The organism is Desertimonas flava (assembly GCF_003426815.1).
Classification (GTDB): Bacteria; Actinomycetota; Acidimicrobiia; order Acidimicrobiales; family Ilumatobacteraceae; genus Desertimonas; species Desertimonas flava.
Map to the genome: position 1 here is coordinate 51441 of NZ_QKYK01000013.1, position 23032 is coordinate 74472.

Annotated in this window: 19 protein-coding genes; 4 read left to right on the plus strand and 15 right to left on the minus strand. The window is 70.6% G+C overall.

Annotation, left to right across the window (positions count from 1 at the left end):
- The first annotated feature begins 86 nt into the window (after positions 1-86).
- On the plus strand, positions 87-1007 hold the full coding sequence (locus tag DN771_RS15880) for a GNAT family N-acetyltransferase (RefSeq protein WP_162942014.1): 921 nt from the start codon (positions 87-89) through the stop codon (positions 1005-1007).
- Here DN771_RS15880 and DN771_RS15885 read toward each other — a convergent pair.
- Genes DN771_RS15885 through DN771_RS15905 form a run of 5 tightly spaced genes read right to left on the minus strand, consistent with a single transcriptional unit; the run spans position 931 to position 9127 of the window.
- A complete protein-coding gene (locus tag DN771_RS15885; RefSeq protein WP_116998527.1) occupies positions 931-5223 on the minus strand; it encodes an alpha-(1->3)-arabinofuranosyltransferase domain-containing protein in 4293 nt (1430 codons plus the stop codon). The genes DN771_RS15880 and DN771_RS15885 overlap by 77 nt on opposite strands.
- Positions 5220-6263 (minus strand): NAD-dependent epimerase/dehydratase family protein, encoded by a 1044-nt coding sequence (locus tag DN771_RS15890; RefSeq protein ID WP_162942015.1) that lies wholly within the window; start codon positions 6261-6263, stop codon positions 5220-5222. Before DN771_RS15890 ends, DN771_RS15885 begins: the two co-directional genes overlap by 4 nt.
- The gene (locus DN771_RS15895) at positions 6260-7333 is read right to left on the minus strand and encodes an NAD-dependent epimerase/dehydratase family protein (RefSeq protein WP_116998529.1); all 1074 of its coding nucleotides are present in this window, start codon (positions 7331-7333) and stop codon (positions 6260-6262) included. The genes DN771_RS15890 and DN771_RS15895 overlap by 4 nt, the downstream gene beginning before the upstream one ends.
- Positions 7323-8765 (minus strand): GMC family oxidoreductase N-terminal domain-containing protein, encoded by a 1443-nt coding sequence (locus tag DN771_RS15900; protein WP_116998530.1) that lies wholly within the window; start codon positions 8763-8765, stop codon positions 7323-7325. The genes DN771_RS15895 and DN771_RS15900 overlap by 11 nt, the downstream gene beginning before the upstream one ends.
- A complete protein-coding gene (locus DN771_RS15905) occupies positions 8762-9127 on the minus strand; it encodes a hypothetical protein (RefSeq protein ID WP_116998531.1) in 366 nt (121 codons plus the stop codon). The genes DN771_RS15900 and DN771_RS15905 overlap by 4 nt, the downstream gene beginning before the upstream one ends.
- Before the next feature lie 122 nt (positions 9128-9249).
- On the opposite strand from DN771_RS15905, the gene DN771_RS30090 reads away from it, so the two are divergent.
- Positions 9250-10305, plus strand: coding sequence for a thrombospondin type 3 repeat-containing protein (locus DN771_RS30090; RefSeq protein ID WP_193615376.1), 1056 nt, complete (start codon positions 9250-9252; stop codon positions 10303-10305).
- 61 nt (positions 10306-10366) lie between these two features.
- Complete coding sequence (locus DN771_RS15915; protein ID WP_227462371.1) at positions 10367-11530, plus strand: glycosyltransferase family 4 protein; 1164 nt, start codon at positions 10367-10369, stop codon at positions 11528-11530.
- 15 nt (positions 11531-11545) lie between these two features.
- On the opposite strand, the gene DN771_RS15920 is transcribed toward DN771_RS15915, so the two are convergent.
- The 10 genes from DN771_RS15920 to DN771_RS15960 all read right to left on the minus strand — a co-directional run bounded on the left by DN771_RS15920 (position 11546) and on the right by DN771_RS15960 (position 22024).
- On the minus strand, positions 11546-11848 hold the full coding sequence (locus tag DN771_RS15920) for a hypothetical protein (protein ID WP_116998532.1): 303 nt from the start codon (positions 11846-11848) through the stop codon (positions 11546-11548).
- Positions 11849-11937: 89 nt separating this feature from the next.
- Positions 11938-12657: a glycosyltransferase family 2 protein gene (locus DN771_RS30430; protein ID WP_227462372.1), complete on the minus strand. Its 720-nt coding sequence runs from the start codon at positions 12655-12657 to the stop codon at positions 11938-11940.
- On the minus strand, positions 12654-13916 hold the full coding sequence (locus tag DN771_RS30435) for a hypothetical protein (protein ID WP_227462373.1): 1263 nt from the start codon (positions 13914-13916) through the stop codon (positions 12654-12656). The genes DN771_RS30430 and DN771_RS30435 overlap by 4 nt, the downstream gene beginning before the upstream one ends.
- The gene (locus DN771_RS15930) at positions 13916-15187 is read right to left on the minus strand and encodes a hypothetical protein (protein WP_116998534.1); all 1272 of its coding nucleotides are present in this window, start codon (positions 15185-15187) and stop codon (positions 13916-13918) included. Before DN771_RS15930 ends, DN771_RS30435 begins: the two co-directional genes overlap by 1 nt.
- A gap of 10 nt (positions 15188-15197) precedes the next feature.
- On the minus strand, positions 15198-16142 hold the full coding sequence (locus DN771_RS15935; RefSeq protein ID WP_116998535.1) for a DNA-3-methyladenine glycosylase family protein: 945 nt from the start codon (positions 16140-16142) through the stop codon (positions 15198-15200).
- Positions 16143-16251: 109 nt separating this feature from the next.
- Positions 16252-17259, minus strand: coding sequence for an ABC transporter ATP-binding protein (locus DN771_RS15940; RefSeq protein WP_116998536.1), 1008 nt, complete (start codon positions 17257-17259; stop codon positions 16252-16254).
- Between the two features lie 79 nt (positions 17260-17338).
- A complete protein-coding gene (locus tag DN771_RS15945; protein WP_116998537.1) occupies positions 17339-18358 on the minus strand; it encodes an ABC transporter ATP-binding protein in 1020 nt (339 codons plus the stop codon).
- Complete coding sequence (locus tag DN771_RS15950; RefSeq protein ID WP_116998538.1) at positions 18358-19320, minus strand: ABC transporter permease; 963 nt, start codon at positions 19318-19320, stop codon at positions 18358-18360. Before DN771_RS15950 ends, DN771_RS15945 begins: the two co-directional genes overlap by 1 nt.
- On the minus strand, positions 19317-20288 hold the full coding sequence (locus DN771_RS15955) for an ABC transporter permease (RefSeq protein WP_116998539.1): 972 nt from the start codon (positions 20286-20288) through the stop codon (positions 19317-19319). Before DN771_RS15955 ends, DN771_RS15950 begins: the two co-directional genes overlap by 4 nt.
- An 8-nt stretch (positions 20289-20296) precedes the next feature.
- Positions 20297-22024 (minus strand): ABC transporter substrate-binding protein, encoded by a 1728-nt coding sequence (locus DN771_RS15960; RefSeq protein WP_116998540.1) that lies wholly within the window; start codon positions 22022-22024, stop codon positions 20297-20299.
- Between the two features lie 71 nt (positions 22025-22095).
- On the opposite strand from DN771_RS15960, the gene DN771_RS15965 reads away from it, so the two are divergent.
- A complete protein-coding gene (locus tag DN771_RS15965; protein WP_227462374.1) occupies positions 22096-22980 on the plus strand; it encodes a PPK2 family polyphosphate kinase in 885 nt (294 codons plus the stop codon).
- Positions 22981-23032: the final 52 nt, after the last annotated feature.

A 23032-nucleotide genomic window follows, 5' to 3' on the forward strand; every position in this document is an offset into this window, starting at 1 on the left:
TCGCCGACGCTCCCGTCGGCTCGTACTCGGAGCGGCGCGGGTAACCCAGAGCGCTGGCCCGCACCCCGGGGCCTACGGTCGTCCGTGTGCGAGTGGACTCCGAGGGCCTTCGGACCGGGCGTGCGTACCTGGACGACGTGACGACGCTCTTGCGGCTGGTCCGCCGCGCCCACCCGACGAAGGGCCTGTTCGAGGCCGCCGACCTGCAGTGGTGGTGGCGAGCGCCGCGTCCGACCGACGAGATTCCCCAACTCTTCTGGTTCGACGAGGACGGACGTCCGACGGCCGCCGTGATCGTCACGGCGTGGCGCGACCGGACCGCCCTCGATCCGATTCTCCTGCCCGACGCGACCGCCGAGTGGACCGATCAGGTCGTCGAGCGTGGTCTCGCTCACGCCGGGGCTTCCGGATTCGGGACCGTCCAGCTGGAGGCCGACCGATCCGACGAGACGCTGATCGCGGCGTTCGTCGAGCGCGGCTTCTCGATCGACGAGAACGAGCAGATGGTCGAGACCTGGATGGACGCCGACTCCCGGCCGGCGGTCAGCCCACTTGCGGACGGGTACCGGCTGTTCACCCGCCTCGAGCGGGCCGGCTGCCCGCACCACATGGTGAGTAGGAACGGACCGGACACCGAGCGGCGCCTGAACGAGACGTCGCTGTATCGCCCGGACCTCGACCTGGTGGTGGTCGACCGGAACGACGACGATGCGGCGTACGCGTTGTTCTGGATGGACCCGGCGACAGCGACCGGCCTCGTCGAACCGATGCGGACCGAGGATGCCCATCAGCGGCAGGGCCTCGCCCGCCACGTGCTCATCCAAGGCCTCGAACGTCTGGCGGCGGCCGGGGCCAAGCGCATCAAGATCTGCTTCGAAGCGGCCAACCCGGCGTCCAAGCACCTCTATCTCAGCGTGGGGTTCCGACCGGTCAAGGAGACCGTGACGCTGTCGGGCCCGACGCTGGATCCGGCGTCCTCGCCGGGCGGTTGCGGGCCAGGGCGCTGACCCCGAGCGAGACGGCGAGGAACAGCCCGAGCCAGTGGAGGTGCTCGAAGTGGCCCGGGAAGCTGGGCGTCGGCTGCGGATGCTCGCGGCGCACGTACGTGATCACGTCGTGGGCGATCTTGACGAGTCCGGCGATGGTCACGTAGGCCGCGACACGGACACGCCGTGTCGCCACGATGACGGCGCCGCCGGCGAGGCCCCACCACGCGTAACCCGGCTGCACGAACAGCGCGGCGGCTGCCGTGTAGACCGCCGCCGCGACGAGGCTCCGGCCGAGGCCGTCGGAGGGGCCGAGGAACCGGAAGCGGGCGGGTTCGACAGGGGGTGAGGGCGGGAGCCGTCGCTCGCGGATGACGAGGACGACCGACGCGATGGCGGCCAGCCCGCTGATCGTCAGGGCGATGTCGAGTCGGCGTTGCACGGTCCAGGCGATCTCGACGGTGACGGGTCCGGCATCGTCGCCGCGTTCCTCCAGCGACGGGATCCACCAGCCGTTGAATCCACCGGCGATCAGCCGTGGCTCGCCGAGCGACTCGCCGTCGATGGTCGCCTTCCATCCGCGGTGGTATCCCTCGCCCTGGATCAGCCAGCAGCCGTCGTCGCAGCCGTCCACCTCGACCGTGCGGCCCGTCCGGGACTCGTCGACCACGGTCGCTGTGGCCGCGCCCGCCCCGGGGCCTGCCGAGATGCCTGGAGCCCTGACGCCGCCGAGCACGATGCGGTCGACGGTGAGCCCGATGCGGCGGGAGTCCTGACCGGTGACGAGATGCTCACCGGCTGCCAGCATCACCGGCGACGCCTCGCACACCGTGGCGGTCAACGCCGCGCCGTGCATCGCGTCGGCAACCTCACCCTCCACCCGCACGGGCACGGGCGTGCCGTCCACGGCCACGAGATCGTCACGGCACTCGGTCTCGAAGTGCTCGGGCACGGTCGATGGGGCGACGTTCTCCACCTCCGACACCGCGGCGGGCATCAACACGGTGTCGGCATATCGAGCGTCGCGGGTGGTCTGCTCGACGAGCCCGACGATCCGCATCGTCGTCGTCCCGGAGGAGAAGCCCTCCGGCACAGTGAGCTCGGACCAGCCGTCGCTGGCGGGCGTGGGGACGTCGACCTCGACCGACTGGGCGCCCTGGCCGAGGACGACGCGGGTGATGCGCGAGTAGTTCCCGACGGGCTGGCGGATCCGCAGCGGCCGGCCGGGGTCGACGAGATCGACGGTGAGCGTCGATCCGTAGACCTGTCCGAAGGGCGTGATCCACGCCGTGGATTCGTCGCCGTCGGCCGCCGCCCAGCCGCCGGCCACCGGTGCCCCGGTGAGACGGCTCGACGCCGTCGGGCCGTCGATACCCAGCAGGGAGGCGAGCACCACGTCGCTCGCCCGCCGATCGAGTCGCACGTCGCCGGCGACCTCCACCTCCTGCGCGAAGGGGACGTCGATGCGTCGCACGATGCGCCACTCCGGATCGGTGCGCAGGCGATCGGTGGGACGCACGCGTTCGCGGGTGAGGACGTACACGACGGGCACGTCCAACTCACCGTCACGCAGCGCCGTCGTCAGGTCGGTGGGAACACTGACCACCTCTGGGCTGGGACCGAGCCCGGTGTCGATCTCGGCGAAGCCGACGCCGGCCCGGTCCGGTCCGACGGCGTGACGGCGGCCGGTCATCGATCCGAGGGAGATGCGGATGGTCGTCGGCCCGTCGGTGGCCGGGAACTCCACCGGTTGACCGGCGACGAGCGAACGGTCGTCGAGCGTCACGGAGAACCGTTCGCCGCCGTTGACGCTGATGCGCACGTCCCGCAGGTGGCGGACGTCGGCGAGGCCGTTGGGCTGGAGCAGCGTGACGTGGTCGACCCCGGCGTCGGTCTGCACCTCGATGAACTGGTTGGCCGGATCGAGCACCGTCCACGCCGTGTTGGGATCGCCGTCGATGGCCATCGCCGGACGTGACTCGGGCTCGTACACGAACCGGGCGCCGTAGGCGGTGGCGATGGCACGAGTGGGGCCGTCGGACCTCGCCGTCGTCGACTCGGAGGGACCGTCGTCGGCGAAGACGTCGAGCCGGGCGTCGCCCGAGTCGGGCCACACCACGGCCGAGCCGGTGCCGGTCTCGGTGTAGCCGGTCGTCTCCTGGGAGCCGCGCCAGTTGCGAGCCCGGATGCGATTGGAGTCGGTGATGATCACGAAGCCCGCGTGGGCCGCAGCTTCGAGCAGCTCGTCGGTGTCGAGCGACGCGCTGTAGAGGATCGCCTCGGACCCGTCGATGAGCCCGGCCGCCGCGGCGTCGACGAGACCGTCGCCGCTTCCCGACACGACGACGATGTCGCTGCTGGCGCGAATGATCGGGACGGGGTCGATCACGGAGACCAGCTCGACCGGCGCGATGGCGTCACCGATCACCGGTTCCGACAGCGACTGTTCGTCGACGACCGGCATCGCGGGGACGTTGACGACGGGTTCGCCGTACGGCTCGGGCCCGCCGAGATCGTTGGCGTCGTCGCTCGCCGCGACGGCGAAGAAGTCGGACGTCAGTTCCGGGCGGGGAGTGCGGAAGCGTTCGAACGCGACGTCGCCGGTGAGCCAGATCACGTCGGCACCGAGGAGCCGGGCGATCGGCGCGATGGCGGCGGCCTCCGGCCGTCCCTGCTGGAAGCGGTCGTCGAGCGCGTACAACAGGTCCATCGTCGCGGCCGAGCCGAGCGGCAACAGGTCGCGGGTGACGAGGGGGCGGTCGGTGAGTGCGGGCAGTGGGGGATCGACGGTGTAGCCCCATCGATACGCCCCGAACTCGGCGCCAGGGAGCTGGAGCACCCGATAGCCGCCGGGCAGCTCGTCGAGAGCTGCAGCCGCGTCGTACCAGGACGCCGGCGGGTACTCGGCGCGCTCCAACGCCGGGTCGACGAGCCGGTGCCCGACGAGGACCGGGAGGTTGCCGAGCGCGGCGACGATCAACACGGCAGCGGCACCGAGGCGTAGCGACGGGCGTCGCCAGCCGATGGCGTCGACGAGGGCGCCGGCGCCGAGAGCGAGACCGATCGTCATCACGGGCAGGGCGCGTGTGCTCGAGCGCAGGGCGAGCGCCAGTCCCGACTCGCCGTCACCCCGGAACCAGTCGGCGAGCGGCGAGGGGTCGGTGAAGCGGTGGACGCCGACGGCCAGCACGAGGCCGGTGAACGTGAGCACGACGGCATAGCGGCGGGCGGCGAAGCGGGTGACGGCGAGGCCGGCGACGGAGACGATGACCAGGGCGAATCCGAGATAGAGCGGTGCCGTGTGGGTCATGTAGTCGCGTCCGGCCGTGGTGGTGGGTGCGAACGCCGAGCTGACGTACGTCAGCCAGTAGCCGAGCGAGCGCCAGACCTCGACCGACGTGGCGGTGAGGCTGACGTCCTGGAGCGACTCGGAGAAGGCCAGGAGGTCGGCTCCCTCCTTGCTCTGGATGCTCTGCATCATCAGCCACCAGGCCGACGTGAGGATGCTGAGGCCGCCGATCTTCGCGGCGGTCACCGCCGCGGTTCGCGGAGCGATGCGGCGCTCGGCGGCCGACACGATCAGCCACAGGACCGGCGCCGGGGCGATCATCGTCACGGCCGTTCCGTTGACCGAGCCGACCGAGGCCACCACGAGGGCGCACAGAGCGGCGTCGCGCCACTTCGATCGCGTCGCGGCGCCGACGGTGAGGCCGATGATCCAGCCGAGGCCGGCCCAGGGGAGCAGCATCGACGACGTCCGGGAGATGTACGGCACGAGGTAGGGCGACAGCTGGTAGAGCAGACCGGCGGCCACCGCGGCGACGAGCGAGAGGCCGAGCCGCCGAGCCGCCCAGGCGACGCCCGCGCCGGCGGCGAACATGATCGTGCCGATCCAGAGCCGATGTGCGACCCAGTCGGGCAGCCCGACAGCCTGGGCGACCGTGTACCACGGGCCGGTCGGCCAGAGGTAGGCGATGATCTGGTGGGGGACCCAGCCGGCGAACTGGCGGGCATCGAAGCTCCAGATCGAGTCCGACAGCAGCCGCCCGGGGTCGAGGTACAGGTAGAGCTTGGTGTCGGACGGCATGCGGCCGGGCGACGACATCAGCGACGGCACGTAGGCGAGCAGGGCCATCACCGCGGCGCCGATCAGCCAGAGCGGGCGGCGCGCGGTGAGGCGATGGGCGGTCGACCGGGTCTGGTCCGGCCTCGCGGCGACGGTGATCGCCGCGCTCATAGCGCCTTGACGGCGGCCTTGAGCGCCGACAGCAGCCGTGACGACGCGCTCCGGCGGTGGTGTGACGCCGACTCGCCAGCGGCGGCCGCCTCACGGTGCTGGACGAACCAGTCGTAGCTGTCGGCGAACATCTCGTCGTTGGAGTAGCGCGGCACCCAGCCGAGCCGCTCGGTGGCGTGAGAGATGTCGAACCACATGGAGCGGGAGTACATCAACCAGTGGTACGGCGCGAACGGCGTGAGACCTGCTGCGGCCGTGAGCCGCATGGCGGCGGCGGCCGGGCGGGCGGGCAGTGACCGCACCCGGGCTCCTGTGCCGGCGTGGTCGCAGACGTGCTGGACGGCCTCGCGCATCGTGCCGAAGCGGTCGGTCCCACCGTTGAACACGGCGGGACCTGGTGAGTCGGCGGCGGCGACGCAGAGGGCGGCGAGGTCGTCGGCGTGGACGAACTGGTAGCGATTCGATCCGTCGCCGAGCACGAAGGGGTCGGCCCCGTCGGCGATCCAGTCGAAGAGGATGCCGAAGATGCCGAGGCGGCCGTGACCGAGGATCGTGCGCGGCCGCACGATCGACACGTCGAGCCTGTCTTCGGCGGTGGCCCGGAGGCAGGCCCACTCGGCGGCGAGCTTCGCCGCACCGTAGGCCTCCTCCGGTTTCGGTACCGTGGTGGGCAGGACGGGGTTGACGTCGGGGATGCCGAACACCGCGCTCGACGACGTGTGCACGACCTTGGCGACGCCGGCGTCGGCCGCTGCCTCGAGCAGGCGATCGGTACCGTCGACGTTCACGCTGCGTAGCAGCCGATCATCGCGGGCGAGGGGGACCTGAGCGACGTTGTGGTACACGACGTCGATGCCGTCGACGGCCTCACGAATGCTCGACCGGTCGCGAATGTCGCCGACGATCACCTCCACACTGGCGGGCTGATGCCCCGTCGAGTCGATGTCGAACACGCGCACCGAGTCACCGCGCTCGAGCAGGTGACGGACGAGCAGCGACCCGAAGTAGCCGTTGCCGCCGGTGACCAAGGCGGTGCTCACAGTGTCAGCCCCTGGTCGAGGCACCACCGGACGCTGCGACGCATCCCCTCGGCGAGATCGATCTCGGGGTCGTAGCCGAGCTCGTCGCGGGCCGCCGTGATGTCGCACGCGATCGTGTGGCCGAGCTCACCGAGCACGTGGAGCTGGGCGTTGTAGCGGCCGGTGGCCTGGATGACGCGGTCGAGTCGTTCTGCGACCGTGCTCGCCAGGCCGGGCAGCCGGATCTGGCGGGAGGCGACGTCGAGGCCGGCGCTGGCGAGCGCCTGTTTGACTGCGGCGACGATCTCGGTGATGGCGTAGGGCTCGGCGTCGGCGATCCACCACCCCCGTCCCGGAGGAGTCTCGGTGAGCTCGGCGGCGACCACGCCCTGCACGAGGTTCTCGACGTACACCATCGAGCGTCGCTGTCCGCCGCCGGCGACGACGGGGAAGCGCCCGGTGCGGATCATCGTGAAGAACGTCGTCTGGCGGGCCGGCTGGTGGGGTCCGTAGAACCATGGCGGCCGCACGATGACGGCGTCGAGGCCCGAACCGACCTCGTCGAGCAGGCGCCGCTCGGCGCGCATCTTGGATCGCCCGTAGCCGAGATATGGGTGGTAGGGCTCCTCGTTGCGGAAGCGGTCGTCGGGGTGGGCGTTGGTACCGAAGGGGCTGTTCGACGAGATGTGGACGACGCGGCGGACACCGTTGCGCCGCGCCGCCGCGGCGACGTTCTGCGTGCCCCGGGTGTTGACCTCGATGAAGTCGCCCGTGGAGCTCGGATGGATCACGCCGGCCGCGTGCACGACGTCGGTGACGCCGGCGAGATCGGCGAAGAGCTCTCTGACCCCAGCGGTGGAGCGGACGTCGCCGACGACCACATCGAGCCGAGGGTCGCGGGGAAGCGTGGCGGCGTCGTCGTCCGGCCCGAGCAGGGCGCGGATCCGGCCCGGCCGTGCGTACGGCCCGTCCCGATCGAGGAGCGCAGCCAGGAACGCCCGTCCGAACCAGCCGGCAGCACCGGTGACGATCGTCAGGTCCGGCGTCCCCCGGCGCGCGACGGCGGACGGCACCGGCGGCTCAGTGGTCACCGCGTCCTCCGGCGAGGAAGTGGCGAGCGTTTCGCAAGGCGACCGCCATGATCGACGCCTGCGGGTTCACACCGGGCGCGTCGGGAAGGAGCGAGGCGTCGTTGACGTACACGTTGGCGGTTCCGAGAAGCCGCCCGAACGAGTCGGTGGCGGATCGCCCCGGGTCGCCGCCCATCGGGACGGTGGAGCACAGGTGCACCGTCATCACGCTCGCACTCGATGCGCGGAACGTTCCGCGCAGCGCAGCGAGATCACCGCGGCCGGTGACGACCGGTGCTCCGCGGTATGACGGGAAGACCTCGCGAGCGCCGGCTTCGAGCATCACCAGGGCGAGCCGGGCGAGGCCTTGGCCGAGCAGATCGCGGTCCCGGCGGGTGAGGTGATACGTCACCAGAGGGTCGGGCACACCGGGAACACTGATCACGCGACCGCGGCCTTCGCTGGTGATCGCCGCGTAGTAGACGGCGATCTGCTTCCACTGCTCGATCGCCGGGCCGAACCTCGGCCAGGCGTCGGACAGCGAGAGGGCGATGAGACCGGGGCTGGACGCCGACCCGCCGAAGGAGAGGTCGGGGGCGAACTCCTTCACCTGGTGGACCGGCACGTCGTCGGGGACGTTCATCTCGTGGTCGAAGCGGGCGGCGAGCTTCACCGTCGGGTGGACCGCGAGGCTGGTCCCGATGCGGTGGCGCCAGCCCGAGCGCTGGAGGAGCGCAGGTGTCTGGATCGCGCCGCCGCAGACGATCACGTCGGCGAAGTGGACGGTCGACCTGTTGCCGGAGCGGTCGATGAGTCGCGCCGACACGGCTCGGTCTCCCACACGTTCGAGTCGCTGCACCCGGTTGCCGGTGAGCAGGCGGGCACCTGCACGAAGGGCGCGTGGCAGGTACGTCTCGGTCATGCTCAGGCGCCGAGCGGCCGGGGTGCCCTGAGAGCCGTGCTCGTACGCCATCCAGCGGGGGATCTCGTCGGCCGCCCAGCCGAGACGCTGGGCGCCGTGCTGGAGTGCGGCGCTGGCGGCGATGGGGTCACCGGGGAGCGTCTGCACGCTCAGCTCGCGTTCGAGCTCGTCGCAAATGGTGTAGATGTCGGCGGTGTCGAACTGCTCGATGTGATGATCGTCGCGCCAGCGCGTCAGCACGTCCTCGGGCGGCCGGCGGTAGAGGCCGGAGTTGATCTCGGTGCCGCCCCCGGCGCAGCAGGCCTCGGTGTAGGCGATGGACGGGCGACCGATCGCCGCCGTCACGCCGCCGGCGCGGTACTGGCGGTCCATCTGGTCGAGGGAGAACGGCACGACCTCGCCCTGGCGCACGTCGGGACCCTCCTCGACGACGAGCACATCGAGGCCGGCCTCGGCGAGCAGAGCCGCCGTCGGCGCCCCTCCGGCCCCCGAGCCGACCACCAGCACGTCGGCGGTGAGCACCGCACTCACGGCAGCGGCGCCCCATCAGCGGCGGTGTCCGGCCACGTCTCCCAGATGTAGGCGTACGCCAGCGACCGCACGAGACGGAGGTACTCACCGGCGAGGGGGAGCGGCACGCGATCCAGCAGCCCCACGGTGCGTTCGACCCCGGCGATCGCGGCGGCGACGCCGGTCACGGCGGCAACGGCCGCAACGCCGAGGTGCATCGGTGCCGGCAGCCGGGCGGCGCGGCGAGCCACGAAGCGGCGGACCTCATCGCGACGGGACGGCGGAAGCTGCGGGAAGTCGTGAGCCAGCACGGCATTGGTGAAGCGGTCGATTCGGCCGGTCGGCAGCCAGGTGAGCAGCCGGTCCGGCAGCAGCGACGACATCTGGGGAGAATCTAGACGGCGCCGCTGCTACACGCGGTAACAGACCCCTGACCTGGTGCCCGTCCGCCGTCGCCGTTCAAATCTGTGGACGGACCGAGCCGTGGTTCCTACGGTGCGGCGCCGTGAACCCCCGAAACCCCCTCATCGTTGCGTCGCTCGCGCTCGGCGTGCTGGCCCTGGCCCCCAACCCAGTCGGGGCGGCGGTCGACCCTCCCTCGCCGGCCACCGGGCATGCCGCGGTGGTCACTCAGGGGGTCGTGGACTTCGCCGAGGGTGCGTTCAGCTGGCAGCTCACCACGGTCCCGGTCACGTCGGCTCCGACGCCGCTCGACGCGTCCGCTCCGGCGTTCGTGCTGTCGAGCGGCGCAGCAGCCGTCGTCGTGGACGGCGATGCCGGCCCGGTGGCCAGACTCGCACCTGGCGAGGCGGTCTTCCGGCCGGCCGGTGCTCCGACCGCCCTCCACACAGCCGCGCCGGCCGGCGCAACGGCGGTGATCGTCTCGGCCGCCGCTGGCGCCGGCGACGGGTCGGCGACGTTCACGCCGGGGGCGTCGACGCGGGACGTCGACCTCGTCCGCGACGTGCTCAACACCAACGAGGCACTCGTCTTGCGGGCCGAGGTCTCGGCGCTCGTCGTGGTGACGGCGGGCGAGGTGTCGGCCGGCGGTGTCCCCGTCACCGCCGGGTCCTCGACCGCGATCACGGGCGACGTCACGTTGATCAACACGGCCGGTCAGCCGGCCACGGTCTTCGTCGCCGTGATCGGTGCGACCCTCGGCGATGTCGCCGAACCGGCTGCGACGGCACCCACCGACACGCAGGCGCCCGCCGCGACCAACGCCCCGGCCGCTCCTCCGGCCCCGGCGCCCGAGGACCCGCCGGCCACCGATGCCCCACCTGAGACCGAGCCGGCACCGCCGGCGACCGAGCCCGAACCGGAGCCGGAGCCGGAGCTGGATCCGATGGGCGACGCCGACGGCGACGGGCTGCTCAACAGCGACGAGGCCGGTTTCGGTTCCGACCCCTTCGACTCGGACACCGACAATGACGGCTTGACCGATGGGGTCGATCGCGGGAACGGATGCAGCCCGACCTCCTATGACACCGACGGCGACGGCTTCTCCGACGGTTCGGAGGTCAATGCCGGAACCAACTGCGCCGTCGCCAACAACGGATGAACAACAGCCGCCCGGCGTGACGGCCTCGGTCGTCGCGAGATCGGCGGCTACGGTCCCGGCCGTGACGGACACAGGGGCCGCAACGATCGCGGACATGGCCGCCGACATGATCGAGCGGGGTGTGCGCCGCGTCCACGTGCTTGCGTGGCGTGATCTCGACGACGACGATGCGGGGGGTTCAGAGGTCCACGCCGACGAGTTCATGCGGCGGTGGGCCGCCGCGGGCCTCGAGATCACCCACCGCACGTCGGCGGCCGTGGGTCGCCCTCCGGAGGCCGACCGCAACGGCTACCACGTCGTGCGCAGGGGCAGCCGGTACAGCGTGTTCCCCCGCACCGCCGTCGCCGAGGTGCTCGGGCGGATGGGGCCGTTCGACGCCCTCGTGGAGATCTGGAACGGGGTGCCGTGGTTCTCGCCCGTGTGGTGCCGCCGGCCGCGGATCACGGTCCTCCACCACGTGCACGGACCGATGTGGGACCAGATCCTTCCCCGGCCCCTTGCCGGACTCGGGCGAGCCCTCGAGGCGCGGCTGGCGCCGCCCTTCTACCGTCGGACGTCGGTGGTCACGCCGTCGGAAGCGACGCGCGACGAGTTGATCGGGCTCGGCTTCCGTCCCGATCGCGTGACGGCCGTGCACAACGGGGTCGACCCCTTCTTCTCGCCCGGCCCGGAGCGATCGCCGACTCCACTGGTCGTGGCCGTCGGACGCTTCGCGCCCGTCAAGCGATTCGAGGTGACGATCGCCGCCGCCGTCGAGGCTCGCCGCCACGTGCCTGAGCTCCGCCTCCGCCTCGTCGGCGACGGACCGCTCCGCGGCGAGCTCGAGCGACTGGTCGCGTCACACGGGGCCGGCGACTGGGTCACGTTCACGGGGCGCGTGGCCGGCGAGCGGCTGCGGGACGAGTACCGCCGCGCCTGGGTGGTGGCGAGCGGCTCGCTCGCCGAGGGCTGGGGGCTCACCCTGACCGAGGCCGCGGCGTGCGGCACACCCGCCGTGGCGACCGACATCCCCGGGCACCGTTGCTCGGTGGTCGACGGCGTCACCGGCGTGCTGGCGTCGCCTGATGCGCTGGGAGCGGCGCTCACGGCGGTGCTGACCGATGGCGCCCGCCGTCAGTCGCTGGCCGACGCCGCTCTGGCCCGGGCGGCGATCCTCACGTGGGAGGCCTCGGCGACCGGCGTGCTGCGCGCGCTGCACGGCGAGGTCGCTCGCCAGCCGCACTGAGCCGGCGCTCGAGGCTCAGCAGGAGCTGACTGGGCTGAGGACGTCGCCGACGCCGGCGGCGAACTGCGTACCGCTCGGGATCGCTATCGACTCGCCGACGTTGGGGAGGTTGCCGACGTCGTCGGTCGTCACCGGTACGTCGACGAAGGCGATGAGTGTCCCAGGGGCTCCGGCCCCACTGCGGTAGAAGGTGACGACGTAGTCGTTGTTCGGTAGGAAGCCGGAGAGCGAAGCGTTGACGTAGCACTGAGAGCTCTGGGGGGATTCCGAGAACGACACGGCGACCCGAGGTTCGGTCGAACCTTCGGTCGCCGGCATTGCCACACTGTCACCCACGTCGTTCACCCTCCTCCGTCCAGCGGCCCACGTGCTGGTCGTGGCGCGAGTGTACCGCGCTCATCTGAGCGTCAGCGGCGGCGGTGAAGAGCAGGGGAGTAGCGCACGATGCACACGAGGGCCCACAGGCCGTCGCGCCAGCCGATCTTCTTGCCCTCTTCGTAGGTTCGCCCGTCGTATGAGATGCCCACCTCGTAGAGCCGCCAACGGCCTCCGGCCACCTTGGCGGTGATCTCCGGCTCGATGCCGAAGCGGTCCTCGCGCAGCTCGATCGACTCCAGGACCTCGCGTCGGAAGGCCTTGTAACAGCTCTCCATGTCGGTGAGGTTGAGGTCGGTGAACATGTTGGACAGCAGCGTGAGCAGCCGGTTGCCGAGCGAGTGCCAGAAGTACAGCACCCGGTGCGGCCGCCCCGTGAGGAACCGCGATCCGAACACGACGTCGGCGACGCCCCGCTCGAGCGGCTCGAGCATCAGGCCGTACTCCCTCGGGTCGTATTCGAGGTCGGCGTCCTGCACGATCACGTACTCGCCGCGCACGGTGGCGAACGCGGTCCGCAGCGACGCGCCCTTGCCACGGTTGCGGCCGTGCTCGAGGACGCGTACCCGCTCGTCGGTGACCGATCGGAGCACGTCGACCGTGCCGTCGGAGGAGCCGTCGTCGACCACCACGACCTCGGCCACCCACGGCGACTCGAGGACCCGCTTGAGCAGCGCCTCGACGGTGGCCACCTCGTTGTAGCAGGGGACGGCGACCGACAGGCAAGGCCGTGGTGTCAGCTCGCTGATCACGGGATCACCGCGTAGGAGCCGTAGATCAGCGTGAACACGACCATCGAACCGGCGCTGAGCACGACGACCCCCTCGAACAGATAGCGGCGGCGACGGGGCAACCAGGCGGCAACCCCGAACACCAGCGGGAACGCGGCAAACACGAAACGCGGGCGGGCCGAGACCGTTGCGGGCATCACCATCAGCGCGGCGACGCCCGCGGCGTAGGCGAGCATGGGCAGTGGCACTCGCCGGACGACGGCGCAGTACGCACCGATGGCGAGGGCGAAGAGCGCGAGCGCGGTGTGCATGTACGTGCCGCCGTACCACGACCCCAACGGATTCTCGAGAAAGCGCCACGTGAATCGCACGGCGGTGGCGCCCCAGCTGTACCCCTCGTCCCACGCCTCGCGCTGGGCGCGCATCCATGCGCCGGACTCGCCGGTGTGGTGGGTGAGGAAGAGGTGGTAGCCGAACACGCCGAGCGGAGCGAGCACGACCGACACGAGGGCGCGCCACTGGCGGCGCTTCCAGATGACGAGGAGCGCGGCGACCCCGCAGGCGGCGACGAGACCGATCGCGTTGGGGCGGGTGGCCGTCCCGATGGCGCTGAAGACGCCGGCGAGGATCCACCGTTCACGGTGGAGGCACAAGAAGCACGCTGTCGCGCACACGATGAGCGAGGGCTCGGCGTACGACCACGACAACGTGACCGCTCCGGGGAAGACGCAGAACAGGATCATGGCCCGGCGGGCCGTGTCGAGGTCGTAGAGGTCGCGAGCGATCATGCCGACGAGCACGACGGCGATGGCCGACAGCACGACGTTGAGACCGAGCAGGGCGTAGAAGACGTTGCCCGGGAACACCAGGTCGAACCAGCGGGCGAGCATCGGATAGACCGGGAAGAAGGCCACGCTGGCGCTCGATCCCTGGTCGTAGCGGATGAACGTGGCGAGCTGCCGGGGGTACCCCTCGTCGGCGATGATCTTGTACCACTTGCCATCCCACCGCCACAGGACGTTCTCGATCATCACGCGGACGCTGCCCGGGACGGGCAGGAACCGCGATTGGCGCTCGCTGACCTCCTGGGTGGCCTGGGCGTATGACCCGACGTACACGAGGATCCGCGAGATCACGTAGGCGGCGAGGCCGATGCCGATCGTGCGGTGCCATTCTCGTCGGGAGGCGGCCGCGAAGCGGTCGGCCGCCGTCTCGGCCTGGCGCGCCCCGATGACGCCGGTCCCGTGCTCGGCGGCAACGGGCAGGGCGGCGACCGACATCAGGGCACCGCCCCGTAGGCGGCGTAGACGAGCGAGTAGCCGACCAGCACACTGGTGGACAGCAGCACCAGACCGCCGAACGCGAGGTGACGGCGGCGGGGCCACCAGGCTGCGACGGCGATCGCCAGCGGGAACGCGGCGAGCACGAGCCGGGGACGGGCCGTGAGGTTGTCGGAGCCGAGCATCATGACGGCGATGACGACGCAGTAGACGATCATCGGGGCGGGAATGCGGCGGCGGACGGCGCAATAGAGACCGGCCACCAGCGACGCCACGGCGAGGGCGGTGTGGCCGTACACCGCTCCCTGGTCGGCGGCCAGCGGGTTGTCGACGAACCGCCAGACATAGCGCGCTGTCGTCTCGCCCCAGTTCCACCCCTCGTACCAGCTTTGGCGTTGGATCCGCCACCAGCCGGCGGCCACTCCGGTGTGGTTGGCGAACCACGCGTAGAACGCGATCAGGGCGAGCGGGGCGGCGAGGAGCGACCAGAGCGCCCGCCACTCGCGGCGCACGGCGACGGCGACGACGGCCGCCGCGAGACAAGCGAACACGAGGGCGACGGCGTGAGGGCTGGCGAGCGCGCCGACGGCGGCGAAGGCGCCGGCCAGGAGCCAGCGTCGCCGGTGCATGCAGGCGAATGCCGCCGCCGCGAACAGCACGAGCAGTGGCTCCGCCGACGGCCACGTGAGCGCCATCGCTCCCGGATAGAAGCAGAACAGCACCATCGCCCGTCGGGCGACGTCGGCGTCGTAGAGGTCGCGGGCGACGGCACCCACCATGACGACGGCAGCGAGCGAGATCGGCACCATCACGGCGATCAAGGCGTCGTCGACGCCGCCCGGCCAGATGACGTCGAAGCCCCGGGCGGTCCACGGCAGGAGCGGCAGGGACCCGAGCGTGGCGCCGGTGCCGCGGAGGCTGCCCAGGCTCTCGGGGATGTTCCGCGGGTAGCCGCTGCTGGCGATGGAGTGGAACCAGCGCCCGTCCCACTGCATGAGGATCTGGTCCATGATGCCGCGCATGCTCGGCTCGAACGGCAGACCACGGGTGTAGCGCTCCCACACGTCTTGGGCGGCGCGGGCGTACACGGCCCCGAACACCAGCAGGCGCGACACGATGAAGGCACCGATCCCGGCCCGCCGTGCCGACCGCCACGCCTGCGCCTCGGCCGCGGCCATCGGATCGAGCGACGGGCGGGCGTGTCGCCGGGCGGTCCAGGCGCCGGCGAGGGCCGGCCCGATGCGTCGAGGAGGGGAGACGGTGACGGCCACGTCGATGTGCTCAGTACAGGTGCATGGGCAGGATGCGCCGGCGGGGCCCGAAGGCCGGGGCCCGCCTGCCCACCATGCCCAGAAGGCGCAGAACGCGCCCGCGCTGTGGCCGGTACGGCTCGAGCAGCTCCAGCATGCGGGCGTCGTCGCCGCGCGGTTCGCCGGCGAGGTTCCAGGCCACGAGGTTGGGCAGGTGGTAGTCGCCGACGGCGACGGCGTCGTCGTCGCCGCAGGCGGGACCCATGACGATGCCGATCGTCCACGGGCCGACGCCGGAGATCAGCGCCAGCTTGGCGGCCGTCTCGGCATGCGGGAGGCCGGCCCAGTCCCAGAAGTGATGCGACGCCCGGGCGACGGCGATGAGGGCGGCCGCCCGCTTGCGTTCGATGCCGATGGGATGGAACCACCAGGTGGGAAGGCGGGCGAGACGCCGGGGATCGGGCGGCAGCAGCAGGCCGGGGTGCGGGCCGGGCGCCGGCTCGCCGAGGCGTCGCACGAGGATGGCGTACTGCTGGAGGGCCTCGCGAGCGGTGATGCGCTGTTCGACCACCGCCGGGATCAGCGAGTGATACAGATCGCCGCTGGCGCCGGCGGCGAGCAACGGGTTGCGCCGGGCGGCTTCGGTGACGAGCGGGTGCGGACCGTCGGGGATGTCGAGCACCTTGCCGTTGCCGGTCATGGCCACGATGGCGGCCGCCGCGTGGTCGGCGCCCGGGCCCCAGGCCTCGACGCGCCGCTCCTGGCTGCTCCAGTCCACGAGGGCCGTCGCCGGACCGTCGGGGGTGCGCATCGCGCGGAGCATCCAGGTGGGACCGAGACGGGTGGTGGGATCCCCGCGACCACGGCGATACCAGCTGACGTTGGCTCGGATCTGTTTGAGCTCGGCGGCCGGCGTGAGTGCTGCCGACCGCGACACCGCCGATGGGGGAGCGATCGTCGGCGCCGGCATCGTCATGGCTACCGACCGTAGCAAGGGGGTGTCATGGCGTTGCGGTCTCCCTGGTCGGCCGACGTGGCGAACCGCCGCCCGGGGCAGGCGCGCCGGATCCCTGTCCGGCGACCGGTCAGGCCACGAGCGGATGATGGCAGGCGACGAAGTGGTCGCCGCCGTTGCCGCCGACGGGCCGGATCTCCGGCTCGGTGGTTCGGCACACGTCGGTGGCGAAGGGGCAGCGGGTGTGGAAGCGGCACCCCGGCGGCGGCAGCACCGGCGACGGCGGCTCCCCGGTGATCGGTGGCGGCACGTCGGGCGCCTCGGGGTCGGCGACGGGGATCGAGTCGAGGAGGACCTTGGTGTAGGGGTGGGCCGGGCGCTCGTAGAGGGCGTCGCTGGCCGCGACCTCGCACATCTTGCCGAGGTACATCACGGCCACCCGATCGCTGACGTTCTTGACGACGGCCAGATCGTGGGCGATGAACACCAACGTCAACTGGTGTTTGGCCTTGAGGTCCTCGAGGAGGTTGAGCACCTGGGCCTGCACGCTCACGTCGAGGGCCGACACGGGCTCGTCGCAGATGATCAGCGACGGGTCGAGCACCAGGGCACGGGCGATCGAGATGCGCTGGCACTGGCCGCCCGAGAACTGGTGTGGCTGGCTCTCGGCCGCCCGCTCGGGGTCGATGCCGACCTCTTCGAGCGTGCGGTCGACGACGGCGCCGCGCTCCGCCTTCGATCCCCGCTTCCAGATGTCGAGAGGCTCGGCGACGATGTCGCGCACCTTGCGGCGCGGGTTGAGCGCAGAGATCGGATCCTGGAAGATCATCTGCATCCGCGTGCGGGCCGTGCGCATCGCCGCCTTGTCGAGGGTGGTGAGGTCGGCGCCCTCGAAGCGGACCGTGCCCGACGTCGGGGGCGGGAGCTGCATGACGGCGCGCCCGGTGGTGGTCTTCCCACAGCCGGACTCACCGACGATCCCGAGCGTCTCTCCGCGCTTGACGTCGAGACTGATCCCGGCCACGGCGCTGACGGTGAGGCCGGTGCGTCCGATGGGGAAGTCGACGACGAGATCGTCGACGCGCAAGACGATGTCGTCATCGTCGTCGCGCAGATGAGCCTTTCCCGTACCCGCCATCGTCAGCGTTCCCCGGCCACGCAGGCTGCGCGATCGCCCGCGCCGACGCCGGGACGCTCGCTGAACCGTGCCATGCTCATCAGCTGACCGCCTTCGTGATCGTCACCTTGCGCTCGGTGTGTTCCGGGGAGCCCACCGGGTACCAGCAGGCGTACTCGTGGCCGGGACTGTCGGCCGGGGTGAGCGGCGGTGCCTCGCGATGACACCGGTCGCGGGCGAAGGCGCAGCGGGGAGCAAACCGGCACCCGTCGGGCGGGTGCACGAGATCAGGCGGGCGTCCCGGGATCGCCCGCAGCCGCGTGTGCGACGGTGCATCGAGGGAGGGGATGCTCTCCATCAGCGCTTCGGTGTAGGGCATCTTCATCTCGGCGAAGAGGGTGCGGGTGGGCGCCCGTTCCACGACGCGGCCGCCGTACATCACGACGATCTGATCGGTGTGGCGAGCGACGACGCCGAGGTCATGGGTGACGAGGACCACCGACATGTTCCGCTCTCGCCGCTGTTCACCGATCAGGTCGAGGATCTGGGCCTGAACCGTCACGTCGAGGGCGGTGGTCGGCTCGTCGGCGAACAGTGCCTTGGGCCCGCAGGCCAAGGCGATGGCGATCATCACGCGCTGGCGCATGCCACCCGACAGCTCGTGCGGGTACTGGCGCAGCCGCGCCTCGGGCATGGGGATGCGGACGTCGGTGAGGAGCTTGACGGCGGTCTCGTTGGCATTGGTGCGGTCCATGCCGAGATGGACGCGGAGCGGCTCGGCGATCTGGTCGCCGATGCGCATCAACGGGTTCAGCGAGCCCATCGGGTCCTGGAAGACCATCGCCATCGACCGGCCCCACACCGAACGCATCTGCTTGGTCGACCGGCCGACGAGCTCGTCGCCTTCGAAGCGAACCGAGCCCGAACGGACGACGTCCGGGCCCGACAGCAACCCCATGATCGAACGGCTGAGCACCGTCTTGCCCGACCCCGACTCGCCGACGATGCCGACCGCCTCGGCGCGGTCGACGCGCAGCGACACGCCGTCGACCGCCCGGACCAGGCCGCGCTTGGTGCGAAAGTGCGTGACGAGGTCCTCGACCTCGATCAATGAGTCCACTAGATCGCCGCCTTGCGGATGTCGAAGCGGCGGGAGAGCCAGTCGCCGACGAGGTTGAACGACAGCACGGTGAGGAACAGCATCAGGCAGGGAAAGATCGTCGCCCACCACGCGTCGTCCATGTCGTTGCGGTTCTGGTCGATCAACTTGCCCCACGTGGGTGTGGGCGTCTCGACGCTCAGGCCGAGGAAGGCGAGCGCTCCCTCGGCGGCGATGAGGATGCCGAGCCCGGTGAACGACACCGTGATCATCGTCGGGATGAGGTTGGGCAGGATCTCGCGCCCGATCACCCGGCGGGTCGGGGCGCCGATGCTGCGGGCGGCGAGGACGAACTCCCGCTCTCGCAGCGAGAGCGTCTGCGCCCGCACGATGCGGGCCAGTGGGGCGATGGCGAGGATCCCCAACGTGAGCGTGATCTGCCAGCGCCGGCTCAGCCAGCCGAGTCCCGACGTCGTCTCGGTGAGCGTGTCGAGCTTGGTGACCATCACGACGGCGAGCACGATCGAGGGCATCGCCAGCAGGCAGTCGACGATGATGCCGACGGCGCGGTCGGTGTAGCCGCGCAGGTAACCGGCGAGGACCCCGATGACGCCGCCGAGGACGAGTCCCATGACGGTTGCTCCGAGTCCGACGATGAGCGTGGTGCGGGCGCCGTAGATGCACTTGGCGAACACGTCGCCGCCGAGGCTGTCGGTGCCGAACAGCGCCGTCGCACCCGGCCCGAGGCCGTACTGGTTGGCGACCTCGCCGCCCACCCGCACCTTCTCGGTCGCATCACGGACGAAGGGGAGGACGCCGGCGAAGATGGCGAGGAACGTCAGCACGACGAGGAACACGATGCCGAACAGGGCGCCGAACGGCGGTCGCGACTCCCACGCACGGCGCAGCCGGCTCGGCGGTGACGGCGTGCGATCCGCCGTGGCGGTGGCGATCGCCGGCGCGGTGATCCCGTCGACGGTCATCTGAGCGCGCTCGCCAGGCGGACCCGAGGGTCGATGAAGCTGTACAGGAGATCGACGAGCAGGTTGGCGACCACGACCGTGATGACGAGGATCGCCGTGATCGACTGCACCGTGAACAGGTCGTTGCTGAGAACCGCGGTGATGAGCAGGAGGCCCATGCCGTCGAGATCGAAGAACGTCTCGGCGACCACGGCGCCGCCGAGCACGACACCCACTTGGACCCCCACCGACGTGACCAGCGAGAACACCGAGTTGCGGAGCGCGTGACGCCAGAGGATCCGGCGCGGCGACATCCCCTTGGCCCGGGCGAGCCCGATGAAGTCGGATTGCAGCGTCATCGCCATCTCGGCCCGCAGCAGGCGGCTGAACACGGCGGCCGCCGGCAGCGACAGCGTGAGCACCGGCAGGGCGAAGTTCCTCACGTGCTCCAGCGGATCCTGCCAGGGGTACACCTTGTCGGCGATCCGCGGGAACAGGTGCCACTGCTCGACGAAGAGCAGCTTGAGGAACACCGCCGTGACGATCGCCGGGACCGATACGAAGACGAACGACATGAAGCTCGACACCTTGTCGAACGGGCGGTCCCGCCAGTACGCCTGGGCGACGGCGAGGGGCACGGCGAGGACGAGGGCCAGCACCAGGGCGTAGAACCCGAGCAGCATCGTGACGCCGAGACGCCGGCCGATCAGGGAGCTCACGGCCATGCTGTTCGACACCGAGTAGCCGAGGTCCTGGTCGATCAGCAATCCCTTCAACCAGTAGAAGTACTGAACGAAGTAGTTGCTGGTGAGGTGGTACTTGGCGTTGGTGGCATCGATGAGCGCCTGGTCCGGGTAGCCGCCGAGCATCGTCCGGGCCGGGTCCCCGGGCGCGTCGAGACCCAGCCTGAGAAACACCATCACGCCGAACGTGACGACGAAGAAGACGATGAGGAATTGGGTGAGCCGCTGGAGGACGTAGCGCCGCATCGGGCCGATCAGCCCTCGGCGAGCGAGAGCGTGTGCACCCAGAACTGACCGGCCGCCTGACGCAGCGGCTGCTCGGAGCCCTCGATACGGAGATCGCCGTAGCCCTGGATCTCGGGCGCGCTGATGATCGCCCACTTCGTCCAGCTCAGCGGGATCTCGTAGCAGTTCTCGGCGAATGCCCGGTTCACCTGCTCAGCCGCCGCCTGGCCCTCCTCCGGCGTCAGGGCGCCACGGGCCGCCTCGAGACCGGCGTCGATGTCCTCGTCGCGGATCCGGGAGAAGTTGAGAGCGAGCTGGCCGTCGGGCGCGGCGTTGGTCGAGTGCCACCAGAAGTACTGGTCGGACACCAGCGCTCCCGCGTGGTTGCGCCACAGGAACGCCTCGAAGGCGGGATCGCCGAAGAGGGCGAGGGTGATGAAGTCGCTCTGCGGCACCGTCTGGTCGGTGACGTCGACGCCGATCTCGTTCCAGTAGCCCATGATGAGCTCGGCCGACTGCACGACGCTGTTGGGCGGCGTGTGGCCGAGGTTGATCGTCACGTCCTCGCCGGTCTCCTCCTCGTACTCGGCGATCAGGGCGGAGGCGGCTTCGAGGTCCTGCTCGATCGGCAGACCGTTGTCCTCGAGGTAGCCCTGCTGGCCCGGAGAGAACAGGCCGTTGGCCGGCTCGAGGATGCCTGCGGCGGTGGCGTCGATCAGCTCCTGGCGATCGATCGCCAGCGACAGGGCACAGCGGACGCGCTGATCCTGGAGCGGGCCTACCTTGTCGAGGTCGAGGAGGATGTAGTTGGTCTCGCCCTGCTCCTCCTGCATGTTGACCGAGTAGTCGTCGGTCATCTCCTGGAAGTCGGCGATGGCTCGGGCGCCGGACGTGGTGATCAGGTCGATGTCTCCTGCCTGCAGCGCCTCTGCCGCGACCTCCGAGTCCTCGATGACGCGGAACGTGATGCCGTCCAGGTAGGGGAGCTGGTTCCCGGCGGCGTCGGTCATCCAGTAGTCGGGGTTGCGCACCACGTCGAGCGACTCACGAGGCGAGTAGCTCTCGACCATGAACGGACCGGTGCCGACGGGCGTGGCGGCGAGCGACGGGTCACCGGCGACGGCCTGCAGCCACTCCATCGAGGCCATCATCCCCCATTGCGTGCTGAACGCGGCGGGGAAGCGCGGCCAGGTGCGGGGCTGCTCGGGATCGCCGTCCTTGCCGAGGTAGACGGTGAACGTGTACTCGTCGGCGATCTCGATCTTCAGCTCCATCTTCGACGGATCGTCGGCCGACGGGACCTTGGCGATGTCCCCGAGCGCGGCCGCGAGCAACAGGCTGGTGCCCGCGACCTGGAGGTTGTAGACGGCGGCTTCGGCGTTGAACGGCGTGCCGTCGGTGAAGGAGATCCCCTCGCGGAGCTTCACGGTCCACTCGCTGAAGTCGTCGTTGGGCGTGAACGACTCGGCGAGCATCGGCACCGGCTCGCCGTTCTCGTCGATCGCGGCGATCGTGTCGAAGAACGTCCGGGCCCGCACGTAACAGTACGAGTCGCACTGCATCGCGGCCGGGGTCCAGGCATTGGCGACCTCGGCCTCGCCCGACACGGTGATGTGCCCGCCCATGACCGGCTCGGCAGCCGTCGACGCGGGCGCCGGACCGGCGGCGGTGACCACCGCGCTCCCAGCGCCGATCAAGGTCAGCGCCGCGGCCCCGGCGATCAGACGGCGACTCGCGCGCCCCGTGAGTGTGGCCATGTGAACATTCCCCCTTGTCGGTCGGACGGACCGGAGCATACGACAAGCATTACCGTTGGTACGGTTCGGGCGTGACATCCGACACGGAAATCGATCCCGACGAGACCACCGCCGACACGGAGCCCACCGGATCGGCTCCCGAGGACCTCGACCTCGGCGGCGTGGTCGCCCGGAGCCGGGCCGGCTCGTCGTTCTCGCTCGACGATCACGACCCGCGAGACACCTTCGGCTGGGACAAGGAGGCGGCCAAGGCCCGCGTCCTGTCCGAGATCGCCGTGGTCGCCGAGCTGCAGAAGCTGCTGTTCGCCGAGCGCAAGCAGGCCTTACTGGTGGTGCTCCAGGCGATGGATGCCGCCGGCAAGGACGGTGTCCTGAGGACGGTGCTCACCGGGCTCAACCCCGCGGGCGTTCACGTCACCTCGTTCGGGGTGCCGTCGGAGGAGGAACTCGCCCACGACTTCCTCTGGCGCGTCCACCGTCAGACCCCGGCCAAGGGACAGATCGGCGTGTTCAACCGCAGCCACTACGAGGACGTGCTGGTGGTGCGCGTGAAGGGCCTCGCTCCCGCCAAGGTGTGGAAGAAGCGTTACGACCACATCGCCGCGTTCGAGCGGACCCTGGTCGACGACGGCACCGCGGTGGTCAAGCTGTACCTGAACGTGTCCAACGAGAAACAGCGTGAGCGCCTGCAGGATCGAGTCGACAGCCCCGACGAGCGGTGGAAGTTCCGGCGCGGGGATCTCGAGGATCGCAAGCTGTGGCCCGACTACATGGCCGCCTACACCGAGGCGATCCGCCGCACCGATGCCGACCACGCCCCTTGGTACGTCGTCCCGGCCGATCGCAAGTGGGTTCGAAACCTGGTCGTCGCCCGGATACTCCGCCACGAGCTGGAGCAGCTCGACCCCAAGTTTCCACCGCCTGAACCGGGTATCGCGGGCACGATCGTCGAGTGACGCGCCGGGAACGGGCCGAGCGACTCCGGCGACGCCCAGTCCCTCAGCGCGA